Annotated in this window: 24 protein-coding genes; 12 read left to right on the forward strand and 12 right to left on the reverse strand. The window is 45.4% G+C overall.

The features are described from left to right. Positions 1–123: 123 nt before the first annotated feature. On the reverse strand, positions 124–1,620 hold the full coding sequence (locus P364_RS0109695; protein WP_024629940.1) for an amidohydrolase family protein: 1,497 nt from the start codon (positions 1,618–1,620) through the stop codon (positions 124–126). 259 nt (positions 1,621–1,879) lie between these two features. Continuing rightward, positions 1,880–2,323 carry a MarR family winged helix-turn-helix transcriptional regulator gene (locus P364_RS0109700; RefSeq protein ID WP_024629941.1) on the reverse strand — a complete coding sequence of 148 codons (444 nt, stop codon included), beginning with the start codon at positions 2,321–2,323 and terminating at the stop codon, positions 1,880–1,882. A gap of 114 nt (positions 2,324–2,437) precedes the next feature. Here P364_RS0109700 and P364_RS0109705 point away from each other — a divergent pair, with 114 nt between their 5' ends. The 7 genes from P364_RS0109705 (at position 2,438) to P364_RS0109735 (ending at position 6,662) form a co-directional block, all read left to right on the forward strand. Further along, entirely contained in the window at positions 2,438–3,190 is a 753-nt protein-coding gene (locus tag P364_RS0109705) for an SDR family NAD(P)-dependent oxidoreductase (RefSeq protein WP_024629942.1), read from the forward strand. A 42-nt stretch (positions 3,191–3,232) separates the two neighbouring features. Further along, positions 3,233–4,063: an SDR family oxidoreductase gene (locus P364_RS0109710; RefSeq protein WP_024629943.1), complete on the forward strand. Its 831-nt coding sequence runs from the start codon at positions 3,233–3,235 to the stop codon at positions 4,061–4,063. 272 nt (positions 4,064–4,335) lie between these two features. Next, a complete protein-coding gene (locus tag P364_RS0109715) occupies positions 4,336–4,581 on the forward strand; it encodes a hypothetical protein (RefSeq protein WP_024629944.1) in 246 nt (81 codons plus the stop codon). 13 nt (positions 4,582–4,594) lie between these two features. Next, positions 4,595–4,981, forward strand: a complete 387-nt coding sequence (locus P364_RS0109720) for a spore coat protein (RefSeq protein ID WP_006210206.1) — start codon at positions 4,595–4,597, stop codon at positions 4,979–4,981. Further along, the gene (locus tag P364_RS0109725) at positions 4,981–6,117 is read left to right on the forward strand and encodes a zinc-dependent alcohol dehydrogenase (protein WP_024629945.1); all 1,137 of its coding nucleotides are present in this window, start codon (positions 4,981–4,983) and stop codon (positions 6,115–6,117) included. Before P364_RS0109720 ends, P364_RS0109725 begins: the two co-directional genes overlap by 1 nt. Positions 6,118–6,150: 33 nt before the next feature. Next, entirely contained in the window at positions 6,151–6,360 is a 210-nt protein-coding gene (locus tag P364_RS0109730; RefSeq protein ID WP_024629946.1) for a hypothetical protein, read from the forward strand. Further along, positions 6,357–6,662 (forward strand): spore coat protein, encoded by a 306-nt coding sequence (locus tag P364_RS0109735; protein ID WP_024629947.1) that lies wholly within the window; start codon positions 6,357–6,359, stop codon positions 6,660–6,662. The genes P364_RS0109730 and P364_RS0109735 overlap by 4 nt, the downstream gene beginning before the upstream one ends. A gap of 229 nt (positions 6,663–6,891) precedes the next feature. Here P364_RS0109735 and P364_RS0109740 read toward each other — a convergent pair whose 3' ends face one another. Continuing rightward, the gene (locus P364_RS0109740; RefSeq protein WP_024629948.1) at positions 6,892–7,293 is read right to left on the reverse strand and encodes a VOC family protein; all 402 of its coding nucleotides are present in this window, start codon (positions 7,291–7,293) and stop codon (positions 6,892–6,894) included. A 229-nt stretch (positions 7,294–7,522) separates the two neighbouring features. Between P364_RS0109740 and P364_RS0109745 the strand changes: the two genes are divergently transcribed. Then, a complete protein-coding gene (locus P364_RS0109745; protein WP_024629949.1) occupies positions 7,523–8,134 on the forward strand; it encodes a GNAT family N-acetyltransferase in 612 nt (203 codons plus the stop codon). Positions 8,135–8,549: 415 nt separating this feature from the next. After that, positions 8,550–9,716: a chromate transporter gene (locus tag P364_RS0109750; protein WP_442952271.1), complete on the forward strand. Its 1,167-nt coding sequence runs from the start codon at positions 8,550–8,552 to the stop codon at positions 9,714–9,716. Between the two features lie 203 nt (positions 9,717–9,919). Here the strand turns inward: P364_RS0109750 and P364_RS0109755 are convergent, their stop codons facing one another. Next, positions 9,920–10,678, reverse strand: a complete 759-nt coding sequence (locus P364_RS0109755) for an SDR family oxidoreductase (RefSeq protein ID WP_024629951.1) — start codon at positions 10,676–10,678, stop codon at positions 9,920–9,922. Between the two features lie 164 nt (positions 10,679–10,842). Between P364_RS0109755 and P364_RS0109760 the strand changes: the two genes are divergently transcribed. Then, on the forward strand, positions 10,843–11,742 hold the full coding sequence (locus P364_RS0109760) for an AraC family transcriptional regulator (protein WP_024629952.1): 900 nt from the start codon (positions 10,843–10,845) through the stop codon (positions 11,740–11,742). Between the two features lie 191 nt (positions 11,743–11,933). Here P364_RS0109760 and P364_RS0109765 read toward each other — a convergent pair whose 3' ends face one another. From P364_RS0109765 to P364_RS0109775, 3 genes are all read right to left on the reverse strand, one after another. Beyond that, on the reverse strand, positions 11,934–12,152 hold the full coding sequence (locus P364_RS0109765; protein ID WP_236642106.1) for a hypothetical protein: 219 nt from the start codon (positions 12,150–12,152) through the stop codon (positions 11,934–11,936). A gap of 241 nt (positions 12,153–12,393) precedes the next feature. Continuing rightward, a complete protein-coding gene (locus P364_RS0109770) occupies positions 12,394–13,674 on the reverse strand; it encodes a glycoside hydrolase family 27 protein (RefSeq protein WP_024629954.1) in 1,281 nt (426 codons plus the stop codon). A 109-nt stretch (positions 13,675–13,783) separates the two neighbouring features. Next, positions 13,784–14,665 (reverse strand): AraC family transcriptional regulator, encoded by an 882-nt coding sequence (locus P364_RS0109775; protein ID WP_024629955.1) that lies wholly within the window; start codon positions 14,663–14,665, stop codon positions 13,784–13,786. 244 nt (positions 14,666–14,909) lie between these two features. On the opposite strand from P364_RS0109775, the gene P364_RS0109780 reads away from it, so the two are divergent. Then, on the forward strand, positions 14,910–16,535 hold the full coding sequence (locus P364_RS0109780; RefSeq protein ID WP_024629956.1) for a helix-turn-helix domain-containing protein: 1,626 nt from the start codon (positions 14,910–14,912) through the stop codon (positions 16,533–16,535). Between the two features lie 22 nt (positions 16,536–16,557). Continuing rightward, complete coding sequence (locus P364_RS0109785; protein WP_024629957.1) at positions 16,558–18,303, forward strand: cache domain-containing sensor histidine kinase; 1,746 nt, start codon at positions 16,558–16,560, stop codon at positions 18,301–18,303. Positions 18,304–18,373: 70 nt separating this feature from the next. On the opposite strand, the gene P364_RS0109790 is transcribed toward P364_RS0109785, so the two are convergent. From P364_RS0109790 to P364_RS0109810, 5 genes are all read right to left on the reverse strand, one after another. Continuing rightward, positions 18,374–19,264 (reverse strand): carbohydrate ABC transporter permease, encoded by an 891-nt coding sequence (locus P364_RS0109790; RefSeq protein ID WP_024629958.1) that lies wholly within the window; start codon positions 19,262–19,264, stop codon positions 18,374–18,376. 15 nt (positions 19,265–19,279) lie between these two features. Further along, the gene (locus P364_RS0109795; protein WP_024629959.1) at positions 19,280–20,170 is read right to left on the reverse strand and encodes an ABC transporter permease; all 891 of its coding nucleotides are present in this window, start codon (positions 20,168–20,170) and stop codon (positions 19,280–19,282) included. A 91-nt stretch (positions 20,171–20,261) separates the two neighbouring features. Then, positions 20,262–21,866: an extracellular solute-binding protein gene (locus P364_RS0109800; RefSeq protein ID WP_024629960.1), complete on the reverse strand. Its 1,605-nt coding sequence runs from the start codon at positions 21,864–21,866 to the stop codon at positions 20,262–20,264. Positions 21,867–22,157: 291 nt separating this feature from the next. Beyond that, the gene (map, locus tag P364_RS0109805; RefSeq protein ID WP_024629961.1) at positions 22,158–22,904 is read right to left on the reverse strand and encodes a type I methionyl aminopeptidase; all 747 of its coding nucleotides are present in this window, start codon (positions 22,902–22,904) and stop codon (positions 22,158–22,160) included. A gap of 7 nt (positions 22,905–22,911) precedes the next feature. After that, positions 22,912–23,481, reverse strand: coding sequence for a TetR/AcrR family transcriptional regulator (locus P364_RS0109810; protein WP_024629962.1), 570 nt, complete (start codon positions 23,479–23,481; stop codon positions 22,912–22,914). Positions 23,482–23,656: the final 175 nt, after the last annotated feature.

The raw sequence follows: 23,656 nt of genomic DNA on the forward strand, positions 1-23,656 counted from the left end.
CACTAGTGAAGAGATCTTTTGGTGTACAACAACTTATTTAAATCGCTTAAAGTCGCTATTTTGCGGCTTTTGTTCCTACTCAGTTACGGATTTAGATAAATTTTTCCTATGCGCTGACCTGCATTAATGATTATGAAGGATGTACTTAGTGTCAGATGAGCCTGATCCTTCCGGTTCTTTCATATCGGCAACCTTCATCAAGGGGTATGTTTTAACTGCTTGATCCAAGGTCTTCTTTTCGATCAGTTTTCCGTCCAAGACAACCGCAGAGATGCTTGTTGTGTGTCGAATGTCCTCCAGAGGGTTCTTTTCAAGCAGCACAAGATCGGCGAGCTTTCCTTTTTCTACGGTACCCAGTTCCTGCTCTCTTTGCAAGTATCGTGCAGGATTCAGCGTTGCCGTCTGCAATGCTTGTAGCGGGGACAGGCCGCTTTTCACCAGCAATTCGAGTTCATCATGCAAGGAAACGCCGTATATAAAGTTGGTCATTTCGAAACTAGAATCGGTACCTGCAAGCATAGGCACGCCAGCATCATTCAGCTTTTTGACCATATCCGGCGTTGTAGAATTGATGGCCGCCATTAATTCCGTTTGTTCGGGAGGCGTGGAGCGAATCACTTCGGCCCATTGCTCCTGCACGGCAGTCGGTACATATGTGGACCGCGGATCGATTTCGGTTTTGGCCATATTCAAATAAGTAACCATGGTGGGTACAGGCCAGACTTCCTTTTCTTTGAATGTGTTAAACAGCTTGTTAGCCTTTACGGAATCATAGGCCTGGGAGGCCTCGATCTCTGCCAGCGAATAACCAAGCAAATCGCTCATGTCTGCATACTTGAAAAGATCATCTTCAATGCTCGAAGTGGCAATAAACAAACCGTGCAGATGTTCTATGCTCTTAAACCCCAATTGAACGGCTTCGCTGGCCCGTACCTCTACCGGCAAATGACCAACCACTGGCAAGCCGTACTTCCGGGCTTCATCCATGACCGCCAAAAACAGAGGACGCGGCAACCAAGAGTATACCTTGATATGATCCGCTCCTTTGACCGCATTGAGACGTACGGCTTTGCGTGCTTGTTCCTCTGTTTCCAAGTAGAACATGTGAGGGGCATCGTCAGCTGGACCTCCATTCAGGGTCGAACCCGCATAAACAAGACGTGGGGCCGTCATACCGGATCGAATGCTATTTTTCCATATATCGACGTTATTCAGAGCTGCCCCCATCTCCCTGACTCCGGTTACTCCGTTAGCCAGAAAAAGCGGGAAGGCGTCTTTATAGTTATCTTCCAAATGGACGTGCATATCCCACAAACCAGGAATGACGTATTGGCCCGTTGCATCACGTACTTGCGCGTAAATGGGAATCGCCGTTTGAGCGCTGTTTCCAATGTGACTAATTTTATTATCCGTAATGATAATCGTCTGATCGTTAGTTAACTTTCCCGACCTTACGTCCACGATTGTTGCATGCTGCAGTACCAATGTCTGTCTAGTCACAGGTTCGATGCTTGCATAACCGGTACCTGCTCCCGTTAATGCAATTAACAATGCGAAGATCCCTAACACCAACAGGGACTTCCTGAAGCTAGATACGTTTCTCTTCCTTGTTAAACTCATTGTTGTCCTCCTCGTAAAATTAAATCATATCAATCGATATAATTTAATTGTAGAGAACAAATCCTGAATTTTTATTAATTCATTCTTACAAAAAGCTTACATTTGAACGAGTGAAGGAAGACGGGCTGCGAGAAATGGCAAAAAACTCAACCGGGTAGGGGATAAGACCTAGCCCTTTCCGTTGAGTTTTTTCTAATAGATGCGATTTTTTTCCGTGAGTTGTGGTTCGTGGTCAAGGTAGCTGAGATTCAAAAAGACGCTAAGACCTTGTGTTTGTCCTTTCCGCCAGCTTCTTAATCAACTCAATATCCTGGTCTGTTAATTGTTCAAAAAAATGTTTGCGTATTGCTTTAGAGAGGTAAGGTCGGGCATCATCCAACTTCGATTTTCCAGCGGGAGTGATCATGACTTGAATTCCGCGATCTGTGTCTAGTGGTTTCCTCATCACTAGTCCTCGTTTTTCCATCCGCGTCAGATGATGGGATAATCGACTCTTATCCCAGTCCATAGAGTCGGCTAATTCCTGTTGGCGAAGGTTACCGTTACCAAAAAGGATTAATCGATCCAATACTCCAAAATCGCCTTCTGATAGTCCTGTCTGATCAGACATGTCTTTGACTACACGACCGAAGATGGTCTGAAAAGAACCTTTCCACATATGCCATATTTGCATTTCTTCTTCGTTTAGTTCGTTTTTATCCATAGAAGCATAATAACATGGTTGACGTGTCAACTTCAACGTGTTAAATTGAGTTCAGGTTGATACGTCAACTAAATAAAAACTTATCCATATTTGATTAAAAAGGAGAATATTACTATGCATGACAAACTCGTCGCCCTGGTCACTGGGGCAAACAAAGGTATCGGACTTCAAATTGCCAAGGATCTCGTGGAACACGGATACACCGTACTCGTCGGATCACGCAGCCTCCAGAATGGAGAAACTGCTGCCAATAGCATCGGTTCGGGTGCGTACGCTCTCCAACTCGACGTTACAGATCAGGACTCCATCAATGCTGCAGCAGAGCATATTCGGAACGAATTTGGTCGTCTCGATGTACTTGTAAACAATGCGGGTATCTCACATGCAGGTAAACCGGAGAACCCTTTTCCGAGTGGTGGTGCGACGAGCGGTCTATTGACCGTTGCTTCGCTCGAAGACATTCGTGCAGTTTATGAAACTAATGTTTTTGGTGTCATCGCTGTCACCCAGGCCATGTTGCCACTTTTGCGTGAGGCTCCGACAGCTCGCATCGTCAACCTGGGTAGCACCGGTGGCTCACTTAGTTGGAACTCCATTCCCGAAAATACACATCGTGCGATGTTTGGGGCCTATTCGGCATCAAAATCGGCTGTTCATGCAGTGACACTTGCCTTTGCTTTTGCGCTTGAATCGACAAATATCAAGGTCAATGCGGCATGTCCGGGCTTTACATCGACTGCGCTCAATAATTTTGCCGGTACTCGTAGTGTTGTACAAGGGGCTCGTGAAGCAGTCCGGCTTGCGATGATTGGAGCGGATGGTCCAACAGGAACGTTCTCAGATGAGGATGGACCCGTCGCGTGGTAATTATAGTTCATTAATAGTCAACAGCTAAAGGGGGATTTCATCTTGCGTGTTTTCGTAACAGGAGCAACAGGTTATATCGGTTCTGCTGTCGTCCGTGAACTCATTAATGCGGGTCATCAGGTTGTCGGTCTTGTGCGCTCAGACAATAGCGCTGCGAAACTAAAAGAGGCTGGTGCCGAAGTCCACCGCGGTGACATCGACAATCTCGACAGTCTTCGTAGGGGGGCGGATGCGGCGGATGGCGTCATTCATCTGGCTTTCAATCACGACTTCTCGAACTTCGCTGGATCACTCACAGCAGATCTGCACGCTGTCGAAGCGATGGGTGCGGCGCTCGAAGGGTCCGGTAAGCCGTTTGTGATTACCACGCACGCTAATGGATTGGCAGCAGAAAACGTAGTATTATCGCTGGCGGAGCGAGAGGTGCGGACATCCATTGTAGAGCTATGTCCTTCGGTACACGGTGAGGGTGATACCGGATTTGTGCCGAGACTGATCGATATCGCTAGAACAAAAGGCTTTGCAGCTTATGTGGGAGAGGGAACCAACCGCTGGCCAGCTGTGCACCGCCTTGATGCCGCACATCTATACCGCCTTGCGTTAGAAAAGGCACCCGCTGGTTCACGACTAGATGGGGTGGCAGATGAAGGAGTACCTTTTCGCGACATCGCAAGTGTTATTGGTAAATACCTCAACGTGCCTATAGTCAGTATTTCCCCTGAAGAAGCCGATACTCACTTCGGTTTCCTCAGTACACTTGCAGCGCTTGATATTCCAAGATCAAGCCTGGCTACTCAACAACTTCTGGGGTGGCTGCCTGTGCAACCTGCACTGATCCCCGACCTCGAACAGTCTCACTATTTTAACAATTAATTGGAATGCTCCCGTACAACCTAGCTCAAAATACGGGAGCACTTTAACGAGGCAGCCGACCCAAAAGGATCGGTTGCCTCGTTTTTTTATTTTGTATTAGAAAGGGGCAGTACGATGTAATTAACTGCTAGTGATTGTTTTCTTTTTTTTTTGGATGTCCATAATTGGAATATTTTGATATACGGTATAGGGGGAGAAGCCCGAATCAACCTTTATGCAGAGGGATAACCTAATTTTACATCCGTGTTCAATAAAGGAGGTGCAAGTCAAACGTGAAAGATATTTCACTCGCCCCGCATGAATCGCTAGATCTCCATGAAGTGCTGAATTTCAAGACGCTCTGTGCGGCAAAGTCCAAGCTGATGCAGGGGGTCGTTTTCGACCAGGAATTGAAGATGCTCATGCAAAAAGACGTAGAACAATCCACGGTGGATATCAGTGAGCTGACAGCGCTCTATCAAAGAGCGCCATTCCAGGCTCCGGTTCCCGAAAGCAAGCCTACTCCCATTCTAAATTAAAGGTGATGACCTGATGAACAGCGATTATTTAGATCCGATCAATTCGCTTAACATGCCTGAAATGGCCGACATGACATTCGCCATGGATTTTCTGCTTCGAGCCAAGGAAGGGGTACGGAACACCGCCGTTGCCCTGACCGAAACCGTATCGTCCGATGCAAGAGAACTGCTCAAAAAGCAGTTAAAACAGGGCATTGCCCTTCACCAGGAAATTACTGAGCTCATGATTCGAAAAAAATGGTTTCATCCATATGAGCTGAACGAACAATATCAGCTGGACCAGCTTTCCGCCAAAAATACGGCCATGATTGCCGGAATGAACCTGTTTCCGGGAGATACGTCGCGCAAAGGGATGTTTGACAGGACGCCGGATGAGCATAAGGGGGAAAGCCAGGCATGATGAAAGCAGTGACGTACCAAGGAGTCAAAAACGTTGTCGTCAAAGACGTCCCTGATCCGAAAATCCAAAAGCCGGACGACATGATCGTCAAGCTGACCAGCACCGCCATTTGCGGCTCCGATTTACACCTGATTCACGGCATGATTCCCAATCTGCAGGAGGATTACGTCATCGGGCATGAGCCGATGGGGATCGTAGAGGAAGTCGGACCCGGAGTCACTAAGCTGAAAAAAGGGGACCGTGTCATTATCCCGTTCAATATTGCTTGTGGTGAATGCTTTTACTGTAAAAATCAACTGGAGAGCCAGTGCGACAATTCTAATGATAACGGAGATATGGGAGCATATTTCGGTTACTCGGGAACGACCGGTGGGTTTCCTGGCGGGCAGGCCGAATACTTGCGGGTTCCGTTTGCCAATTTTACGCATTTTAAAATTCCTGAAAGCAATGAGCAGCCGGATGAAAGTCTTGCTTTGATCGCCGATGCGATGACAACCGCTTTTTGGAGCGTTGATAATGCGGGCGTGAAACAGGGCGATACGGTGATCGTGCTAGGCTGCGGTCCGGTTGGACTGCTTGCTCAGAAGTTTTGCTGGTTTAAAGGGGCGAAGAGGGTTATCGCTGTCGATTATGTAGATTACCGGCTGCAGCATGCCAAAAAGAATAATAACGTCGAAACCGTCAATTTTGAGCATCATGAAAATGTCGGTAGCTACCTGAAGGAAATTACAAAGGGTGGAGCTGACGTGGTCATCGATGCGGTGGGCATGGACGGAAAGATGAGCGATCTCGAATACCTGGCGAGCGGTCTGAAGCTGCAAGGCGGAACCATGAGCGCTCTAATTATTGCTTCCCAAGCGGTTCGCAAGGGCGGAACCATTCAAATTACCGGCGTATACGGCGGCCGTTACAACGGATTTCCGCTGGGCGATATCATGCAGCGCAATGTAGCCATTCGCTCCGGACAAGCACCGGTTATTCATTATATGCCCTACATGTATGAATTGGTGACAACAGGGAAGGTCAACGTGGCCGATATCATTACGCACGTGATTCCGCTGAGTGAGGCCAAACGCGGCTATGAAATGTTTGATACGAAGACAGATAACTGCATTAAAGTTATTTTAAAGCCGTAAAGAGCTTGATTAAACAAGGGAGTGAAGTTCTAGATGAACCCAACGTATGCAATGCATGAAGCCTTGGAGGTGCATGAGATTGCTGCCTTCAAGACGGTCTGCATGACGAAGTCCAAGACGATGCAGGCGCTGGTCACGGACCCCGAGCTGAAGCTTATTCTCCAGCAGGATGCCGCCATGTCGTCTGATCAGCTGGCCGAACTGGCCTCGATAATGACCAAAGGAATGGAGACACTGCAATGAATCCTGTACTGGAATACATGACTGGCATGAACAAAATGACAGATGATGTGATCGCCATGGACTTTCTGGCCACGGCCAAGAGCGGCGTCCGGAATTTGGCGATGGCCGTAACGGAATGCGTCACACCGGAAATCAAGGGTGTTCTGGAACGCCAATTGGAACAGGCAATCGATACGCATGAAAAGATCAGCAAATATGCGATTGCCAAGGGATTGTATCATCCCTTCAACGTGCAGGAACAGTTCCGCGTCGATCTACAGCAGATCGAAACGGCGCAAAGCATACCCTTACCATCACAATAGTATCGAGCACACTTACAAAATAACCGCACCTGATTAGCAGAAAGCCGGCTGTAGCCATACAGCCGGCTTTTTTATGGTGATGTACCTACCTTTATAAGAATGTGATTTAATAAACTGCTTAAGTTCTTTAACCCACGAAATTTTTCCTTCCAAGCAACGATCTTGATTGGAATGACAGATATGAGAATACAGGGGATGTAAAAATAAGCCGGTCATCGGCGTTTTCATATTAGTGTTTCGGCATTTTGCTCTCATCCATGTACAGCAGGTTCCAGCGATGCCCGTCCAGGTCGGCAAATCCTGCGCCGTACATCCAGCCGTCCATTTCACTCGGCTTGCCAAAGATGTTTCCTCCGGCAGACTCTACTTTTTGAATAAAAGTGTCTACTTCTTCTCTGCTTTCAGCCCCAATGGAAAATATTACTTCTGCGCTTTGGGAAGTATCTGCGATTTTTGAACCTGTAAACTTCTCAAACGCCGCATCCGGGAACAGTAGAATCGCTGTTTGGCCTACGACAAGCTTGGCTCTCTCGTTACCAACGCTCACCGCATGGAATCCAATCTCATTGTAAAAGACAGTGGACCTCTCAACATCTTTGACTGGCAGGTTAATCCAGATCTCCTGGGACATGGCTGTAGCCTCCTGAAATATATTTTCAACAATTCAACTATACTCTACTTCTGGCAGTAAAAGCGATCCTTATAAATGAAACAGCAAGGTACGACATTCCTGCTTGACGATGCACTGAAAAATGAAGTACTGTATAATTAATTGATAGAAAAATCTATCAAATAATAAACGACAATTATATTTACTGATATAACAGGATTATATATTTAGTGACAGGAGTAGTGATTATATGACTAATATTTCTATTGTAAATGGAACCCCACATTCTCTTGTGGGATCTAAACTAAATCTAATGGCGCTTGGGGATATAGCAAATACGATTGCTGGTTCAACAAATCAAAGCATCGTAGGTGCTACCTTCCATAAACTCTGGCAGTCTAAGAACAATCGATTCAGTCATGAATATGCGTATGAAGCAAAAATGGGAGATAAAACGCTTGGAATGATTACGTGTTTGCCTGTTACCGTTATGGAGAGATTGGTCTCAGCTACGGCGAAACAACTCTTGTCATACAGAAAACTAGGCTTAATTACTTACAACCTATTGCACCCAAGAGCGTTATTTTCCAATATAACTCTGAAAGAAGGATTTGAAGGGGAGTTTCATATTGCAACACTTGCAGCAATGCCCGAAAGCAGAGGAATGGGCGTCGGCTCCAAACTCATTCGTTATGCGGAAGAGCAGGCCATTAAACAAGGCTATAACGTAAGTTCTCTGACAGTTAAAAAAGAAAATCATCAGGCGGGAAAATTGTATGCCAGACTCGGGTATGAAATTACATCGGAAGTGAATAAACCGACAATGTCGTTGTACAGAATGGTAAAAAAACTAAAGTTTTAATTAGAGTTCGTAGTTAAACTTTTCAAACATATTTCTTCGGACCTAATAAGGTGAGGTGTCGAGGGACACGAAGATAGTTCCATTACAAGTCGCTAAAATAGCGGCTTTTTTGTTATGGCTTTAGCCAGTTAAGTGCGTGAAACACCCAAATCAAAAATCAGCTAATGCTTGTCACCATTTTAGGTTGGATGGATGAGTTTCTTTACATAAGTAATGTCCTCCATTAAATACTTATCTGGATCGCATGTAATATTGTAAAGTTTCTGTAAATGCGGTTTTAGGCATCGTTTTATGTGTTACCATCTGTTTTAGATAATCAAAATTGAATGACGAAAAATTAAAGATTAAATAACAATCCTATAGAATGGAAGGAGAAAAGTAATTGGATGAAGCAATAATGAAAGAAAAAAGTTTAATGAAGTCATTACTCGAAATTTTAAGGGTATCGACTAGATTAGGTTTTACATCTTTTGGTGGGCCAATTGCCCATCTGGGATATTTTCATGACGAGTATATTCGTAGAAGGAAGTGGATGGACGAAAAAAGTTATGCTGACTTGGTCGCTTTATGTCAATTCTTACCGGGCCCTGCGAGTAGTCAAGTAGGGATTGGTATAGGTGTCATGCGTGCTGGAGTATTAGGAGGTATTGTTTCGTTTCTTGGTTTTACATTACCTTCTGTACTTGTCCTCACTATTTTTGCATTGATTCTCCAAGGACTAGATATAAGTGATGCAGGCTGGATACATGGCTTGAAACTTGTTGCTGTCGCCGTTGTTGCACATGCCGTCTTGGGAATGGCTCAAAAACTAACACCTGATTTAAAACGAAAAGCAATTGCCTTGTTAGCATTAGTGATTACATTATTGTGGCAAACAGCCTATAGTCAGGTAGGAGTTATCCTTATATCAGCAATTATTGGTTTCCTAATATATAGACACCAGAAAGACGAATCTGATGGGAAAGTTAGTTTTCCAGTAACCCGTGGATTTGCAATAGGTTGTTTAGTATTATTTTTTGGTTTATTAATTCTTCTTCCAATACTAAGAGAAGTGACTTCTGTTCACTGGATTGCAATGTTTGACAGTTTCTATCGTTCTGGTTCCCTTGTGTTTGGAGGAGGGCACGTCGTTTTACCTTTGCTTGAAAAAGAATTTGTACCCACCGGCTGGTTGAGTGAAGAAGAGTTTCTTGCCGGATATGGGGCAGCCCAAGCGGTTCCGGGACCCTTGTTTACCTTTGCAGCCTACCTAGGTACGGTGATGAATGGGTGGGTTGGGGGCTTATTAGCAACAGTTGCTATATTTTTACCTGCATTTTTATTGATTATAGGAACACTTCCTTTTTGGGATAGCCTACGTCGCAATCCAAAGGTCAAAGGTGCGTTAATGGGAGTAAATGCAGCAGTAGTTGGTATTTTAATTTCTGCTTTTTATCAGCCGATTTGGACTAGTTCTATCTTGGCACCCATTGACTTTGCTTTTGCAGCTATCCTGTTTAGTATGTTGGTTTATTGGAAGTTGCCACCTTGGATTACTGTTGTAACAGGTGCCATTGGAGGAACCCTGATATCACTCATTTAAAATGATTAATACAGTTTAATTATTCTTGGATCTTAAAAAGAAAACAAACGGAAAAGGTTTCTTTACTTCCGTTTGTTTTTTATTTGTTAATAGACTGGATTCGCGGTAAGAAGAAGGGGATCGAAAGCGGCCAAGTTGCTTCCCCCAGCTACTCCGTGTACCGGGTCACTATTTAAAGTGAAGTTAATTGGGACTTTTTAGCTCTACACCTGTGCCGTGGGACGGATGACGATTTCGTTAATATCCACATCGGACGGCTGCTCAATCGCATAAACGATCGCACTGACAACGGCTTCCGGCCGTAATCCTAGCCCGTCTCTAACCGAAGCTAGCTGATCCTTTATTTTCTGATTGGGTATCCCATCGATAAAGTTGGTCTGCACAACACCTGGCGAAATGGTCGTAACGCGTATGTGATCGCCGGCTTCCTGCCGGAGACCCTCAGAAATTGCGCGTACAGCAAACTTGGAACCGGAATAAACAACCTGATTTGCAACGGTCTTCAATCCAGCAGTAGAGGCGATGTTTATAAAGTGCCCCAGGCTTTGCTTGCGGAAAACAGGCAGCGCTGCGGCTATTCCGTACAGAACGCCCTTCGTATTAACGTCAATGGTCGCTTCCCAATCTTCGACGCGAAGATCATCTAATGGAGAGATCGGGCCTATACCTGCATTGTTGATGAGCACGTCCAGTTTACCATAGCGTTCGCAGGCCAGCTGTACCAAATTGGACAGATCTTCGCGGCTTGTTACATCCGTTTGTACATATACCGCTTCTCCGCCGAGGCTTTCGATTCGTTCCACGATGTCTTTAAGGCGATCCGTGCTCCGCGCCCCAATAACCAGCTTTGCTCCAAGCTCCGCGAGTCGGACGGCTGCTGCTTCGCCAATTCCACGGCTTGATCCTGTAATGGCAATAACTTTTCCTTTGATTCCTGACATCAATTCATCCTTCATTTTCATAACCGGATCCTTCTTTCATTTAATATTTTCCTTACCTGTCTCATGATAAGAAAAATCTAGTAAACCCAAGTAGACTATTCTTACGCAATCCTTGCCTATTCCTGTCTGGATCTTGGGTTATAATACTTTTACAAGGTTGAACGAAAAGGAGGTGAGAACCCGTCTTGAATCAATATGTTTCTGAATTAGCTCGTCAAATTGCACGGCTTGCGCCGAACGATGGTGTGCACGCAACAGCGATTCCTGAGCTCTGCTTCCGACGTGTGTCCAGGGAATCAGAACCCACGCATTCAATCAACAGGCCCTCGCTGTACGTGATTGTCCAAGGTTCCAAAACGGCGGCGTTAGCCGGAGAGAGCTTCCTGCTCGATCCGGGTATGTATATGGTGACATCTGTACATCTGCCAGTGATTGGGAAAATTATTGAGGCTACGAAGGAAAAGCCATATTTAAGTTTAGCCCTGACGCTCAATCCGGATGTCATTGTAGATATAAACAAGAAATATAACCCTTCTCCAAAGGAGAGAGGAGAGACATCGGGGCGAAGCATTCTGGTCAATTCGTCAACCCCTCCCTTGCTGGATGCGATGCTGCGCCTCGTCCAATTGTTAGAAACGCCTGAGGATATTGACATGCTGTCACCGCTCTTCATCCGGGAAATATTTTATCGAGTGCTGCAGGGAGAGCAGGGGGCGCTCATTAGGCAATTTTCCGTGTTAGGAAGTTATGCCCAGGGTATTTCAAGCGCCATCCATCTAATCAACAGAGATTACTCGGAGCCGCTAATAATCGAAGAGTTGGCAGCTCTTGTTAGCATGAGCCCTACAACTTTTCATAAGCAATTTAAACGGGTAACAGCTATGAGCCCACTGCAGTATCAGAAAACAATCCGGCTGCAAACGGCACGAAGGCTTCTGCTCACGGAGGGCCTGGATGCAGCAACGGCAGGATTTCGTGTTGGATACGAAAGTCCTTCTCAATTCAGCAGAGAATACGCACGATTATTCGGGCGGCCCCCCATGAGCGATGTTCAACACCTGCATGATTCGCTAAGTAAAGGGTAGGTGAATGAATCGCTTTGTGACATCAAAGCGCGTTGTAGAAAGGAATAAAGAACAGGACTAGAACGATTAGGTAAGAAATCTTCAAGAAAGGTGGAGAGTTTTGTGTTCATTCACAGGAAGGAGGTTTCTTCTTATGTATATACGTCCTATGGCTGTAGCAGCCATCGATGCACTTCAGGAAACAGCACGCCCTATGTGGATTCGTGATGTGTTCCACCAGGAATAACGTCAACTCGAATCTGTTTCTCCAGTATCCCGTTATAACTCTTAGGTAAATAAATCCAAACTCTACGCTCCGTCTGCAATTGTGGAATCGGGAATGACTCGTAAATCTTCACATTGCCCGTGATGGTGTGAGCGGCTTCGTCTGTAAAAACTTCTCGCCAAGGTACAGGACTGTTATTCATCATGAAGCCTCCTAAGTCTATGTATTAACTAAAATCTTAACCTCTGCTCCTATGAATGCAATGGACGTTCTATTCTCCATAACTGCAGAAGTTCTAGCAGAAAACAGGCACCGCTGACGGCTGTCAGCGGTTTTTTTAACGTCTGGACAGAAAAACCGATCGTCCGTCCGGTCTAAAAAAACGATACAGTATTTCTTTTCGCTTGCAAGACTTGCTCCGGTTACGTTTTGGGCCATGCTCGGAATTAATAAAATTGATAGAGTCGTACACCATGGGGTGGCACAGTGGCACGGAGCGAATTTTCTGTAAATTCAGCAGGCACTCTGCTCCAAAGTTCAGTACCTTTGGTAATGTCGGAAAGGCCGATTTCCGCAAAGTTCATTTCCAGTTGAAGCAGGTTTTCACTAATATTAAACACAGCGACATAAGAGGAACCTTCAGCGTTTTGAGCTGTCCATACAATAAGATCCTCTTTCCGCAACGCTTCTCTGGCTCCATAACTCTCTCGGTGCATACGAAGAACCTCACGGTTGGTCAGCAGTGACAGTGTCCAGTCGTCATTGTCCCGCAGTTCACCACCGAAGATGAGCGGAGAACGGAAAATACTCCACAGTGACATCATAGTCAACTGTTCATCATGCGTGAATCGGGTCCAACGATCTGCTCCACCGCCATCTACAGAACGAATCCCAATATGTCCCAGAGGAAGCATATCACAGTCCGGCCAGCATCCTGCCTGAGGGACGCCCTGCCATGTCCGGCAGCGGTCGAACATATCCAGCAACAGCGGCCAAAGATCCCAGAAGTCATCTGTAACTCGCCACATGTTGGCATGTTCAGCAAAAAATTCCGAGTGTTCTACCGGGGCTGGTCCTGGAGAAAGACTCAGTACCATAGGGCGCCCTGAGCGCTCGATCGCTTTGGAGATCATTTCAATCTCCGGTTGATGAGTTGCGTATAGTCTGGAAGCGGCAATGTCGTCCACCTTCACCAGGTCAACGCCCCATTGAGCGTAAAGTTCAAAGAGAGAATTGTAATAAGCCTGTGCTCCTTCTTTTGAAGAATCCACACCGTACATATCCGTATTCCATGGACAGATAGAGTTCGTATGAGCAATTTCGCGTGCAGTTGCTGTAGAGCCCAGGATTGGGGTAGCAGCGTGGACAGCTTGACGCGGAATGCCGCGCATGATATGAATGCCAAATTGAAGTCCTAGGCTATGTACGTAATCAGCTAATGGCTTAAACCCTTTTCCACCTGCAGCAGAAGGAAACCGGTTCTCCGCAGGCAAAAGACGGGAATATTCATCCATTATCAGCGGAACGAATGGACGGTATTGCGAAGAATTTGCATGGGGTTCGTACCATTGAATATCGACAGTAATGTAACTCCAGCCAAAATCTTTGAGATGTTCTGCCATATATTCCGCGTTGCCACGGATTTCCTCTTCGGTTACAGCCGCGCCATAGCAATCCCAACTGTTCCAGCCAAGGGGCGGTGTTGATGCCGCAAGTATATGCTTCATGGTAATACTCCTTTACTGAATAAATTATTGCTCTTACTATTTCATCATAGTATAGGAGTTTATTAATTATCCACAGTAATCTTAAAGGATCAATAGCACAATATTGCGGTTAGTCGAAGAACAGTTTACGATAAGCAAGACTTTCTCCGCCACTTCGGAATTCACCCGGTGTAAGACCGGTTAAGTTACGGAATGCTTTGATAAAATAGCTTCCGCTGGAGTATCCGACACGTTCGGCGATGGATTCAACACTAAGGGGCGTCCCGCGAAGCAGTTCCATAGCCTTTTCGATACGTATGCGAGTTAGATAAGCTCCTGGTGTCAAGCCCATGCTGGATGAGAAGCGACGTATAAAGTGATATTTGGATAGGGAAACGTGCTCAGAAAGTTGATCCATGCTGATCATCCTGGAATAGTTTTGCTCTATAAATTCGGCTGCACGTTGTATGTTCTCCGACCAGTTCTCCCTGTTCCGTAGGTTTGTTTTCTGTAATCTGACCAGTTCTGTCATGAACTGATAGACGCAAGATGAAGCGATCAGAGGATCTGTGATCCTGCCTGCTGCCGCATCAGCCACAATCATCCGCAGCAATTGGACTGGTGCACCATCAATGGGAAGATAGGGGACTTCTCCTGCTTCACGAAGGTACTTTTGCCAATGGGGCAGAATCAGATTGGGGCGAAATAGCAGGAACAGGAATTCCCACGGCTCTTTCGATTTCGAGTGATAATAATAGCGGTGCGGGCCTGGAATTTCGGCCAAAAAAGCTTGTCCTGTGGTGACACGGTGAATTTCACCTTTCGACTCAAATACACCTTCGCCAGAGGTCGTGTACTGGAATAACAGAAGTGGGCCATCCGTACGCTCCAATCCATCCCATAGATAAGAAGGATCGGTTATAGAATCACATCCGGCTGCAAACAAAACACACAGCTGGAGCTCTTTATCTTCGGCAAACCGAAACCCGTATGTACCTTTGGGAATGTTCATAAACGTCCTCCTGGCTGTAGTAAATATGAATAGTGGTCAAGTTATGTATAATCTAAACTTAAAATTAAAGGGTGTTCTTTGAAGCCGTTCTCTATTACTATTGTATAAAACTTAGGAATTAGTTTGATTATATGAAATATTAGCAGCTTGCTCAATGAATTGAGAGACCGAAACAAGCCAGATTTGTTTGGGTAACGTGGGAAAGATCAGAACAAGTATATGACTAACGAAATCGGGGGATTTCATGTACAAACTGATGATCGTAGATGATGAATTACTCATGCGAGTTGGAATTCGTTCCATGCTGAATTGGGAAGAGCACAATTTCTATGTTGTTGGTGAAGCAGGGAATGGAAAAGAGGCGTTGGAGCTTGCGCTTGAAGTGACTCCCGATCTAATCATTACGGATATCAAGATGCCGACTATGGATGGGCTGCAGCTTATACAAGAGTCCTCCAGGGTACTGAAAACCTGTAAGTATGTCATCCTAAGTAACTTTGACGAATTTGATTATGTGAAAACGGCACTAAAACTAGGCGCCACTGACTACTTGATCAAAAGCGAGATTACAGAAACCTCCCTTATCGAACTCTTGACTACCATTGAACAGAAACTGCAAAGCGAACATGTTAACCCGACAAACATCCCCACTATGGCACAAGATTATTCGAAGAGCCTGAGGCATCTAAAGGATAGCTTCTTTCAAGATGTTATAAGCGGATTCATAAGTGAAAAGGACATCGTCACCAAAGCTGAGGAGCTGCATTTTCGTATAAGATCGGATCAGCTGGTTGTCATCAAGTTCATAGTGAACTATTACGAGGATGCGAAGAGGAAGTATGTGGAGAAGGGGGAGAAACTACTCCGATTTTCTATACTCAATATTATGGAAGAAATCATTCCATCGAAATGGGAGAAAGAAATTTTCGTTGAGAATTCGTCTGAGTATTGGGTTATAGTCAATCTACTTCCTGAGAGTAAATCTGTGCATACGGACTTAAATAAACTATGTAATAAGCTTCTGTCTTCAATCAGGGATTTTATGAACCTGTCGCTTACAGCGGGTGTAAGTACAATCGTTTCCGGTTTTCAATGTATTAGAAAGGCATGCCAAGAAGCCGAGTCCGCCTTAAGACAGGGTTTCTTCACAGGCAGCAACCAGATCCTGTACTACGAGGATGTAATTCGAGCTCCAGCTCGGAAAGAAGTGAATGGGATACTGAACCCGGAGCAAGAACGAGATTTTCTGAAATTATGGATAAGTAAAGACAACAAAAAGGCGGCGGATTTCCTTGAAGGAATTCGTTCCCAACTGGAGACGGTACGAGCGGATGAGAACAGTATTCGCAGGCAGTACATCATGGTGTTGGAAACAATACACTCCCATGTGTCACGGGCTACAGATAGAACTAAGCCTTCCTTTACCGAGAAATCTCCTTACGAAATCGTTCTGAAGGGTGAGTATTGGGAGGATATTCATCAAGATATTCTGGCTCATATTGCGTACTACTTTAAAACAGATTCTCAGTTTATGCAGGAGCTTACCTACACAGACCTGGCCATTGAGTTAATCGATAAATATTATGCCGAGGATATTTCGTTGCAAAGCATTGCTAGCCAAATTAATGTCAATCCCTCGTATCTCAGCCGATTGTTCAAGCAGGATAAGGGAGAGAATTTTATCTCTTACTTGACACGAGTTCGAATTGAACATGCGAAGGCCTACCTAATGAGCAGGGAATTGAGAGTGTATGAAATTGCAGATAAAGTGGGGTATCATAACTACACCTATTTCAGCAAGATTTTCAAGAAAACGGTGGGCCACTCTCCAGAGGAATATCGAGAACGACTGCAGCAGGGATCCATGTAATCCATGAATAGAGGTGCATCCTATGAGGCATACCCAACTCTTTCGAATCCAGTACAAAATCATGGTGATATGTATAACGGTCATTATACTTCCGGTATTTGTAATGACGATCAATTCGTATTACTCCTCTGAACGGTTATTGGCACAGAATTATACGAAGCTGCTCAGCGATCTGGCCAAGCAGACAAACATTCGCATTGACGAGTTTCTAAAAGAGATTGAAAAAATCTCGCTGCTTGCCAGCAATGGACTGAGCAATAACCTGTCTGCAACACATGAGGGAAGCTTTCCGATCCAGGATTTCCTCCGCGATGGTGATGAACAGCATGAGATTGCTGCATACAATATTCTGATGAATTATATCATGATGAAAGATCGCGTATTCTCCATCTACCTCTACAATTTGAACGGGGGACAAGATCTGTTTGTCAGTCCTAACCAGCCTATTGACCCAAACTTTAGAGTAGCGAACGAATTATGGTTTAAAAAGTTCTTGCATGATGAAGATCGAACCATCACGCTGACAACCCGAATAGATGAGCAGTTGCAGAATAAAATTCTGGCAGTCTCGCACGCTCGGAAAATTCATGATGTGTCTAGCGGGAAGCTGCTTGGCGTGATCGTCGTCAGTATTGATATAAAATTTATTGAAATCGTCAATCGCAACTTACAGGAGGGGCTACGCTCCAGATTCATGATCATCGATGAGAATGACAAGATTGTATATAACGTGAATGACCGATTAATCGGCACACTGTTTCGGGACAACGTTCGTCCACCTGAATCATTGAATGTCGTGGTGACCAATCCCCTTAGTCAGCAAAAATGGACAACTTACTTATACATGCCTTTGGATGAGCTGACTGCCGACGGCAAAATATTGGGCCGTAATCTGGTGACGCTGGCTATTGTTATGATTCTATTTGCTGTCGTATTATCCATATTTCTATCTCATGTCATCACAACTCCCATTAAGAAGTTCCTTCGTAACATCGCTTTGGTCGAAAAGGGGCAGTTTGAACAAGTGCAACATATTCGCTCACGAGACGAAATAGGCCACTTATCGATTCGATTTAACAAGATGTCGCATGAATTGAAGCGGATGGTCGAACGTATGCAGCAGGAAGAAATAGAAAAAGCCAAAGCTGAGATGCGAGCTCTCCATGATCAGATCAAACCTCATTTTTTGTATAACACACTTGGATCGGTGAAATGGATTGCATCCATGCAACAGGCTGATAAAATCGTGGAAATGACAGATGCACTCATCTCGATGCTTCGCTATGCGACAAGATCCGATGGAACTCTCGTTACGATTCGTGAGGAGATCGATAATATAGCGAATTACATAACGATACAGAATGTCAGGTACTATGATTGTATTCAGATGAGATATGAGATTGAGGATAGCCTTATGGATTATCGTATGCCCAAAATGATCCTTCAGCCCCTTGTAGAGAACGCGATTTTTCATGGTCTGGCCGAACTCGAGGAAGGCGGAGTCATTACCATTCGGATTCAACCGAAGGGCAGTGATATTACGATCGAAGTCCGCGATAATGGGGTCGGTATGGATCATCATATGATCCTGAACTTGAGGGAAGATAAGCTTGAAGCAAGCACCGGAACCACAGGAATCGGTCTGCATAATGTGCAGCGGCGCATTCAGCTTCATTTTGGCAAGCCCTATGGAATAGAAGTAGATAGTCAGATTGGAAAAGGTACGGTCTTCACCATTCTGCTGCCTGTTATATCAGAAAACAAGTAGCATTGTGCTTGGGGTAATATGAGGTGAACACACGCAAAAGGCTTGCAGTTTGGACTGCAAGCCTTTTGCGTTATCCTTTAACGCTACCGAGGACCAAGCCCTTGGTGAAATATTTTTGCAGGAACGGATACACGAGCAAAATCGGAATGGCACCCAAGAACATTTGAGCGGCGCGACCAGTTCTGGCATTCATCATGGATAGTAGTTGAGTATAATCGGATCCAGATTTCAGCATGATTTGCTCAAAGCTCTGCAGGAGAGTCTGCAGGTAACTTTGTAATGGATAATTGGCTGGATTGTTCATATAGATGATACCATCGAACCATGAGTTCCAATGGCCGACGATACTGAACAAACCGACAGTAGCAAGAGCGGGCTTGAGGAGCGGGAGTAGAATACGAAGCAATACCTGTACTGGCCCGGCACCATCGATAATGGCTGATTCTTCAATTTCCTCTGGCAAGGCCCTAATGAAATTCATTAGAATAATCATACTAAATACGGGGAGAGCTCCAGGCAGGATCAGAGACCAGATCGAATCAATCAGCCCCATTTTGACTACTACGAGATAGGTTGGAATTAATCCTCCACTAAATAACATTGTGACTATGAAAAATCCCATATAGATATTGCGGCCCATCAATTTTTGTTTCGATTTGGAAAGTGGATAAGCCGTGAGCACGATTAAAACAAGATTGACCATTGTTCCGAGAACGGTCCTTTGAATGGCAACCCAGAGAGAAGAAAAAAATGACCCTCCAGTTAAGGCGAATTCATAGGCCTTGGTCGTGAACTCAACGGGCCAGAACGTTACACTACCAGCAGATACAGCCGCACTGCTGCTGAACGAAACAGCCAATAGATTGATAAACGGCAGGATACACAGTAGAGAGATTAGAAGCAATATCGTGTAGTTTAGGATATGGAACAATCGCCTGCTCATACTTTTATCATAGATCATAAAGATAGTTCCTCCTTAGAAGATGCGATAGCCGGCTACCCTGTAGGCCAGAACGTACGATACGGCAACCAGAACACTGGAAATGATGGATTTGAATAATCCGACAGCCGTACCAATCGAATACTGTGCCTGCTGAATTCCCAGACGGTATACATAGGTATCAATGATATCACCGGTTTGATAGACGACAGGGGAGTAAAGATTATAGATTTGGTCAAAACCAGCATTGAGCACGTTACCAAGCGACAACACAGTCATTAAGACAATCGTTGGCATGAGCAGAGGTAAGGTAATGTAAATGGTCTGCTTCCAGCGTTTGGCTCCGTCAATCACCGCGGCCTCATAAAGTCCAGGGTCAATGCTGGTCAGGGCTGCCAGGTAAACAACCGTGCCAAATCCGAAGCCCTTCCAGATATCACTGACGATCATGGTCCATGGGAATATGGATGGTGTGCCAAGAAACGATATAGGTGCAATCCCGAATACGCCCAGAAATGTGTTAATGATGCCATCGGAGCTAAGGATGTCCAGCATGATCCCAGCCATAATGACCCAAGATAGGAAATTCGGAATATATACCAGGGTTTGGAATGTACGTTTTACTCCGCTATTCAGTACTTCGTTAAGGAGTAATGCAAATATAACGGGCACGATAATGCCTCCGATAATCTTGAAGACGGACATGTATAAGGTGTTCCAGATCGTCCTTACGAAGTTCGGCTGACTAAATACGTGTGAAAAATTGTCCCATCCTACCCATGGTGAATTGAAGCCGAGACCCGGATTGTATTTCTGAAACGCAATAATAAGTCCATAAAAAGGGATGTAGCTGAAGATGAAGACCAATACCAGACTTGGGATCAACATTAAATGGTAGGGACTCTGCTGCTTCCACTTTTTCAGCATTCCTGTTCCTCCTCCGTTCTTGTTTTAATAGGCGTGTAACCGCTACCAAAAAGGGGAGAGAATAACTCATCCCCTCTTGACAACAGCATTCTTATTTTCCGTAGGCGTCATTGACTGCCTGGGTTGCTTCATCGCCCCCTGCTGCTCGCCAGTTCTGGACGACAACATCGAAATAATCGATACTTTCGCTACCCATAATGATCTTGGTGAAGCCCTCCGTCAGGATGTCATCCAAGGTTGTGCCATAGCTCGACAGTACCTCCGGTGTAACACCCCATAGGGCTGTCTTCGTGTAGTTCTGACTATCAAGCACTTTCTTAGCAAGACTATAGGCATTCTTTGGAGCTCCTTGCTGCAAATAATCACCGACTGCTCCTGGTGTTGCATTCTCCATAAATTCAACACTGTTATTGTATTTTTGCCACATTCCCGAAGTCGTAAGTCCACTGGTATCCTTGGATTGAAGGGCGGCTGACACAGCCTCAAATTGCTCGTAGTCGGAATTCGGATTAAGTACACGGAACGCTCCGACCACATGAGCAATATCATTGTCCAGCAGAGCGGATAACGTTTCTGTGGATTCCTTGCCATTGCCTTCATCTACGATATAAGCATAGTCGTTCAAAATTTTTATCACTTCTTGAGGACTTTTGAATCCTTTTTTCATGACGATATAATTGTTGTTGGCGAAAAAGATGGACTGCTTGGCTTCCTTTCCATCGATGGTAGGGATGATATAAGGGTAGAAGATGGCATCCTTACCCAGATTGGATACCGTATCGACTCCCGGATTATAACCCCACCACTGGTAATAAGGCTGTATACCAACCTTACCGGCTACGATATCGGCATTCATCGCATTAAAGTCTTTGATTGCGAATTCCGGATCAATGATGCCTCGCTTGTACCATTCTGACCACTCAGCCAGCGCATTTTTCATCTCAGGCTGCACTGAGCCGTACACCAGTTTTCCACTGGTATCCTCCATCCACAGATCTGGATGCGCATTCCACGCAATAGCGAGCAGATTGAGATAATCCAACGACTGGTCAACCGCAATACCATAGCCGCCATGCTTTTCCATGAATTTCAGTGCGACATTCTTGATGTCTTCCACAGATTTGGGATCCTGGAGCCCCAGTTCTTCTTTCCAATCGTTCCGAATCCAGATGAAGTCTGGTTGTTCAATTAATCCCCAGTGCATCTGTGGTATTCCGTACAGCTTACCGTCTTTCTTTCCTGACTCATAACTGTCCGCATCCGCTTCCATGTAACCCTTGAGACGATCAGAAGCGTTTTGCTCAAAGACATCGGTCAGATCCATCACCATATCCGCTTCGACCAACTGCCTTAATTGGGATGGATTCACCCTGAATACATCGGGAAGATCGTTCGATGCTATAGCCAAATTCAATTTGGTATCGTACTCATCGCTAACCCAGTCTGTTTTGACATCGATATTAAACTTGTCTTTATATCGCTTAATCCACACATTATTTGTGATATCGTCGCCCTTCGGATATTTCGCAGAAGTGTATTCTGACGTCACCGTGTGAATGGTAGTTGTTCCGCCCTCGTTGTCATTCGGGTCTGTATTGGTTGAACTTTGCTCGGTGCTGCTTCCATTTGTACAGGCTGCGAGTAATAAGGTCGACATGAATAATGACAACACTAAAGTTTTGGTTTTCTTGTTCATATTACTTCCCCCTTTTTCGCGATAGTTTAATATCAATAGCTTGAAAATAGTGTAAACGAGAAAGGGGACACGTGATATAAAAGTTATTGACCAGAACCAGTACGTTTTTTGACTTTTTGATTGATGAGGAGAGTTGGAAAAAGAGGAACGTGCACTTTTTTTACTTTCAATAAATCTTTTTTGACTACGTTTGTGCCTAGCGGAAGCTAATTCCGAAGAATACGAAAAAAAAGAAGTCGACCATTTGGGTGGTCGGCTTCTAATTCATTTTTATTGTTATAAGAAACTATTCTATTGCGCGGTCAGAATTTGTGGACCCTCAGCCGTGATGGCGATCGTATGCTCGTATTGGGCTGCGAGCTTGTTGTCCATCGTCCGTGCGGTCCAGCCGTCCGAATCGATTGTCATGAAGTAGGTGCCTTCGGTAATCATCGGCTCAATTGTGAACACCATACCTTCCTTGAGACGTACGCCCTTTCCGGGCTTGCCGACATGCATATACGTGGGCTCCTCGTGCAGGTCACGGCCGATGCCATGGGCGAGAAGGTCACGCACAACGCCAAAGCCGTGTGATTCTGCATGCCGCTGAATCGTGCTTGTCACGTCGCCGAGTCGATTGCCAGGCCGCGCCTGCTCTATACCCAGGTCAAGACATTCCTTCGTGACGCGCATCAACTTCTCGGCCGTGGGCGAGATCTGTCCGACCGCATAGCTCCAGGCCGAATCGCCGAGCCAGCCGTCGAGCTCCGCGACCGTGTCGATCGTCACGATATCACCTTCCACAAGTGGCTTATTGTTAGGAAAGCCATGCGCGATCACGTCGTTAACGGATGCGCAGGTCGCATAAGGATAGCCTCTGTAGCCCTTCTCGTATGGCTTGGCGCCGTGCTTCAAAATAATCTCCTCAAATATGCGCTCAATTTCGTTCGTTGTGATGCCCGGTTTGATGAGTGGGGCAATGGTACGATGGCATTCAGCCACCACTTGGCATGCCTTGCGGATGGATTCAATTTCATGCTTGCTTTTTAAGATGATCATGTTCGTATCAGGTCTCCTTCGTAATAGCTTGCATAGCGAGTCGGGCGATTCGATCGACGTCCAGGTTAGAATTGCCTGCATAGTAGTGCATCCCATAACAGCCGATTAGCACAGCAAGCATATGGTCGATGCTGTCGTCTTCGCACTGGGAACTCGATTGGAGTGGAACGTACAGCCGTTCCGTAAATCGTTTCTTGGCGTGGTGTCGATCCTTCTCAGGCAAGCCTGTAAAATGTTCCGATGCCATTTTGTAGACGAGATATGCGCGGGCGTCTAACTGCCACAGCTGCAGCAGCGCTTTACAATACGTTAATAACTGCCTGTCACCGATCTTTGCCCATTTCACAATAACCTGTTCGCATCGCTCGAAGCCGCTTCCCAACACATCTTCTATTAATAAATGCCGGTTGGGATAGTAATGGTACACTGTGCCGTAACCAAGCCCTGCCTCGCGCGCAACATCCCGAATATCAAAGCTGCCGCCCGTACGAAAGTAGGAGCGAGCGGCGACATCCAGGATCTGTTCTCTGCGTTGTATACGTATGAGTTCATTTTGTTCTTTGGTACGCGGGCACATGGTGTGAGAACCTCCTTGTTTAGACCTGCAAATATGTCGATAAAAAGATAATAACGCATGGGGAGGAGAAATGCAAAAGATCTGTTGGTGTTCGATGAAAGGCTTTACTGTATTCCGGAAGGACTCTAGTACTAATTTTTAGTGTAGAGCCAGATAGAGGTATGTTTCTTCTCTA

This window comes from Paenibacillus sp. MAEPY2 (genome assembly GCF_000499205.1).
Lineage (GTDB): Bacteria > Bacillota > Bacilli > Paenibacillales > Paenibacillaceae > Paenibacillus > Paenibacillus vandeheii.

Excerpts from the sequence above, each read along its gene's own strand:
- P364_RS0109695 (WP_024629940.1), bottom strand. The coding sequence starts at position 1,620 with ATGAGTTTAACAAGGAAGAGAAACGTATCTAGCTTCAGGAAGTCCCTG.
- P364_RS0109700 (WP_024629941.1), bottom strand. The coding sequence starts at position 2,323 with ATGGATAAAAACGAACTAAACGAAGAAGAAATGCAAATATGGCATATG.
- P364_RS0109705 (WP_024629942.1), top strand. The coding sequence starts at position 2,438 with ATGCATGACAAACTCGTCGCCCTGGTCACTGGGGCAAACAAAGGTATC.
- P364_RS0109720 (WP_006210206.1), top strand. The coding sequence starts at position 4,595 with ATGAACAGCGATTATTTAGATCCGATCAATTCGCTTAACATGCCTGAA.
- P364_RS0109725 (WP_024629945.1), top strand. The coding sequence starts at position 4,981 with ATGAAAGCAGTGACGTACCAAGGAGTCAAAAACGTTGTCGTCAAAGAC.
- P364_RS0109730 (WP_024629946.1), top strand. The coding sequence starts at position 6,151 with ATGAACCCAACGTATGCAATGCATGAAGCCTTGGAGGTGCATGAGATT.
- P364_RS0109735 (WP_024629947.1), top strand. The coding sequence starts at position 6,357 with ATGAATCCTGTACTGGAATACATGACTGGCATGAACAAAATGACAGAT.
- P364_RS0109740 (WP_024629948.1), bottom strand. The coding sequence starts at position 7,293 with ATGTCCCAGGAGATCTGGATTAACCTGCCAGTCAAAGATGTTGAGAGG.
- P364_RS0109745 (WP_024629949.1), top strand. The coding sequence starts at position 7,523 with ATGACTAATATTTCTATTGTAAATGGAACCCCACATTCTCTTGTGGGA.
- P364_RS0109750 (WP_442952271.1), top strand. The coding sequence starts at position 8,550 with ATGAAGTCATTACTCGAAATTTTAAGGGTATCGACTAGATTAGGTTTT.
- P364_RS0109755 (WP_024629951.1), bottom strand. The coding sequence starts at position 10,678 with ATGAAAATGAAGGATGAATTGATGTCAGGAATCAAAGGAAAAGTTATT.
- P364_RS0109765 (WP_236642106.1), bottom strand. The coding sequence starts at position 12,152 with ATGATGAATAACAGTCCTGTACCTTGGCGAGAAGTTTTTACAGACGAA.
- P364_RS0109770 (WP_024629954.1), bottom strand. The coding sequence starts at position 13,674 with ATGAAGCATATACTTGCGGCATCAACACCGCCCCTTGGCTGGAACAGT.
- P364_RS0109775 (WP_024629955.1), bottom strand. The coding sequence starts at position 14,665 with ATGAACATTCCCAAAGGTACATACGGGTTTCGGTTTGCCGAAGATAAA.
- P364_RS0109780 (WP_024629956.1), top strand. The coding sequence starts at position 14,910 with ATGTACAAACTGATGATCGTAGATGATGAATTACTCATGCGAGTTGGA.
- P364_RS0109785 (WP_024629957.1), top strand. The coding sequence starts at position 16,558 with ATGAGGCATACCCAACTCTTTCGAATCCAGTACAAAATCATGGTGATA.
- P364_RS0109790 (WP_024629958.1), bottom strand. The coding sequence starts at position 19,264 with ATGATCTATGATAAAAGTATGAGCAGGCGATTGTTCCATATCCTAAAC.
- P364_RS0109795 (WP_024629959.1), bottom strand. The coding sequence starts at position 20,170 with ATGCTGAAAAAGTGGAAGCAGCAGAGTCCCTACCATTTAATGTTGATC.
- P364_RS0109800 (WP_024629960.1), bottom strand. The coding sequence starts at position 21,866 with ATGAACAAGAAAACCAAAACTTTAGTGTTGTCATTATTCATGTCGACC.
- map (WP_024629961.1), bottom strand. The coding sequence starts at position 22,904 with ATGATCATCTTAAAAAGCAAGCATGAAATTGAATCCATCCGCAAGGCA.
- P364_RS0109810 (WP_024629962.1), bottom strand. The coding sequence starts at position 23,481 with ATGTGCCCGCGTACCAAAGAACAAAATGAACTCATACGTATACAACGC.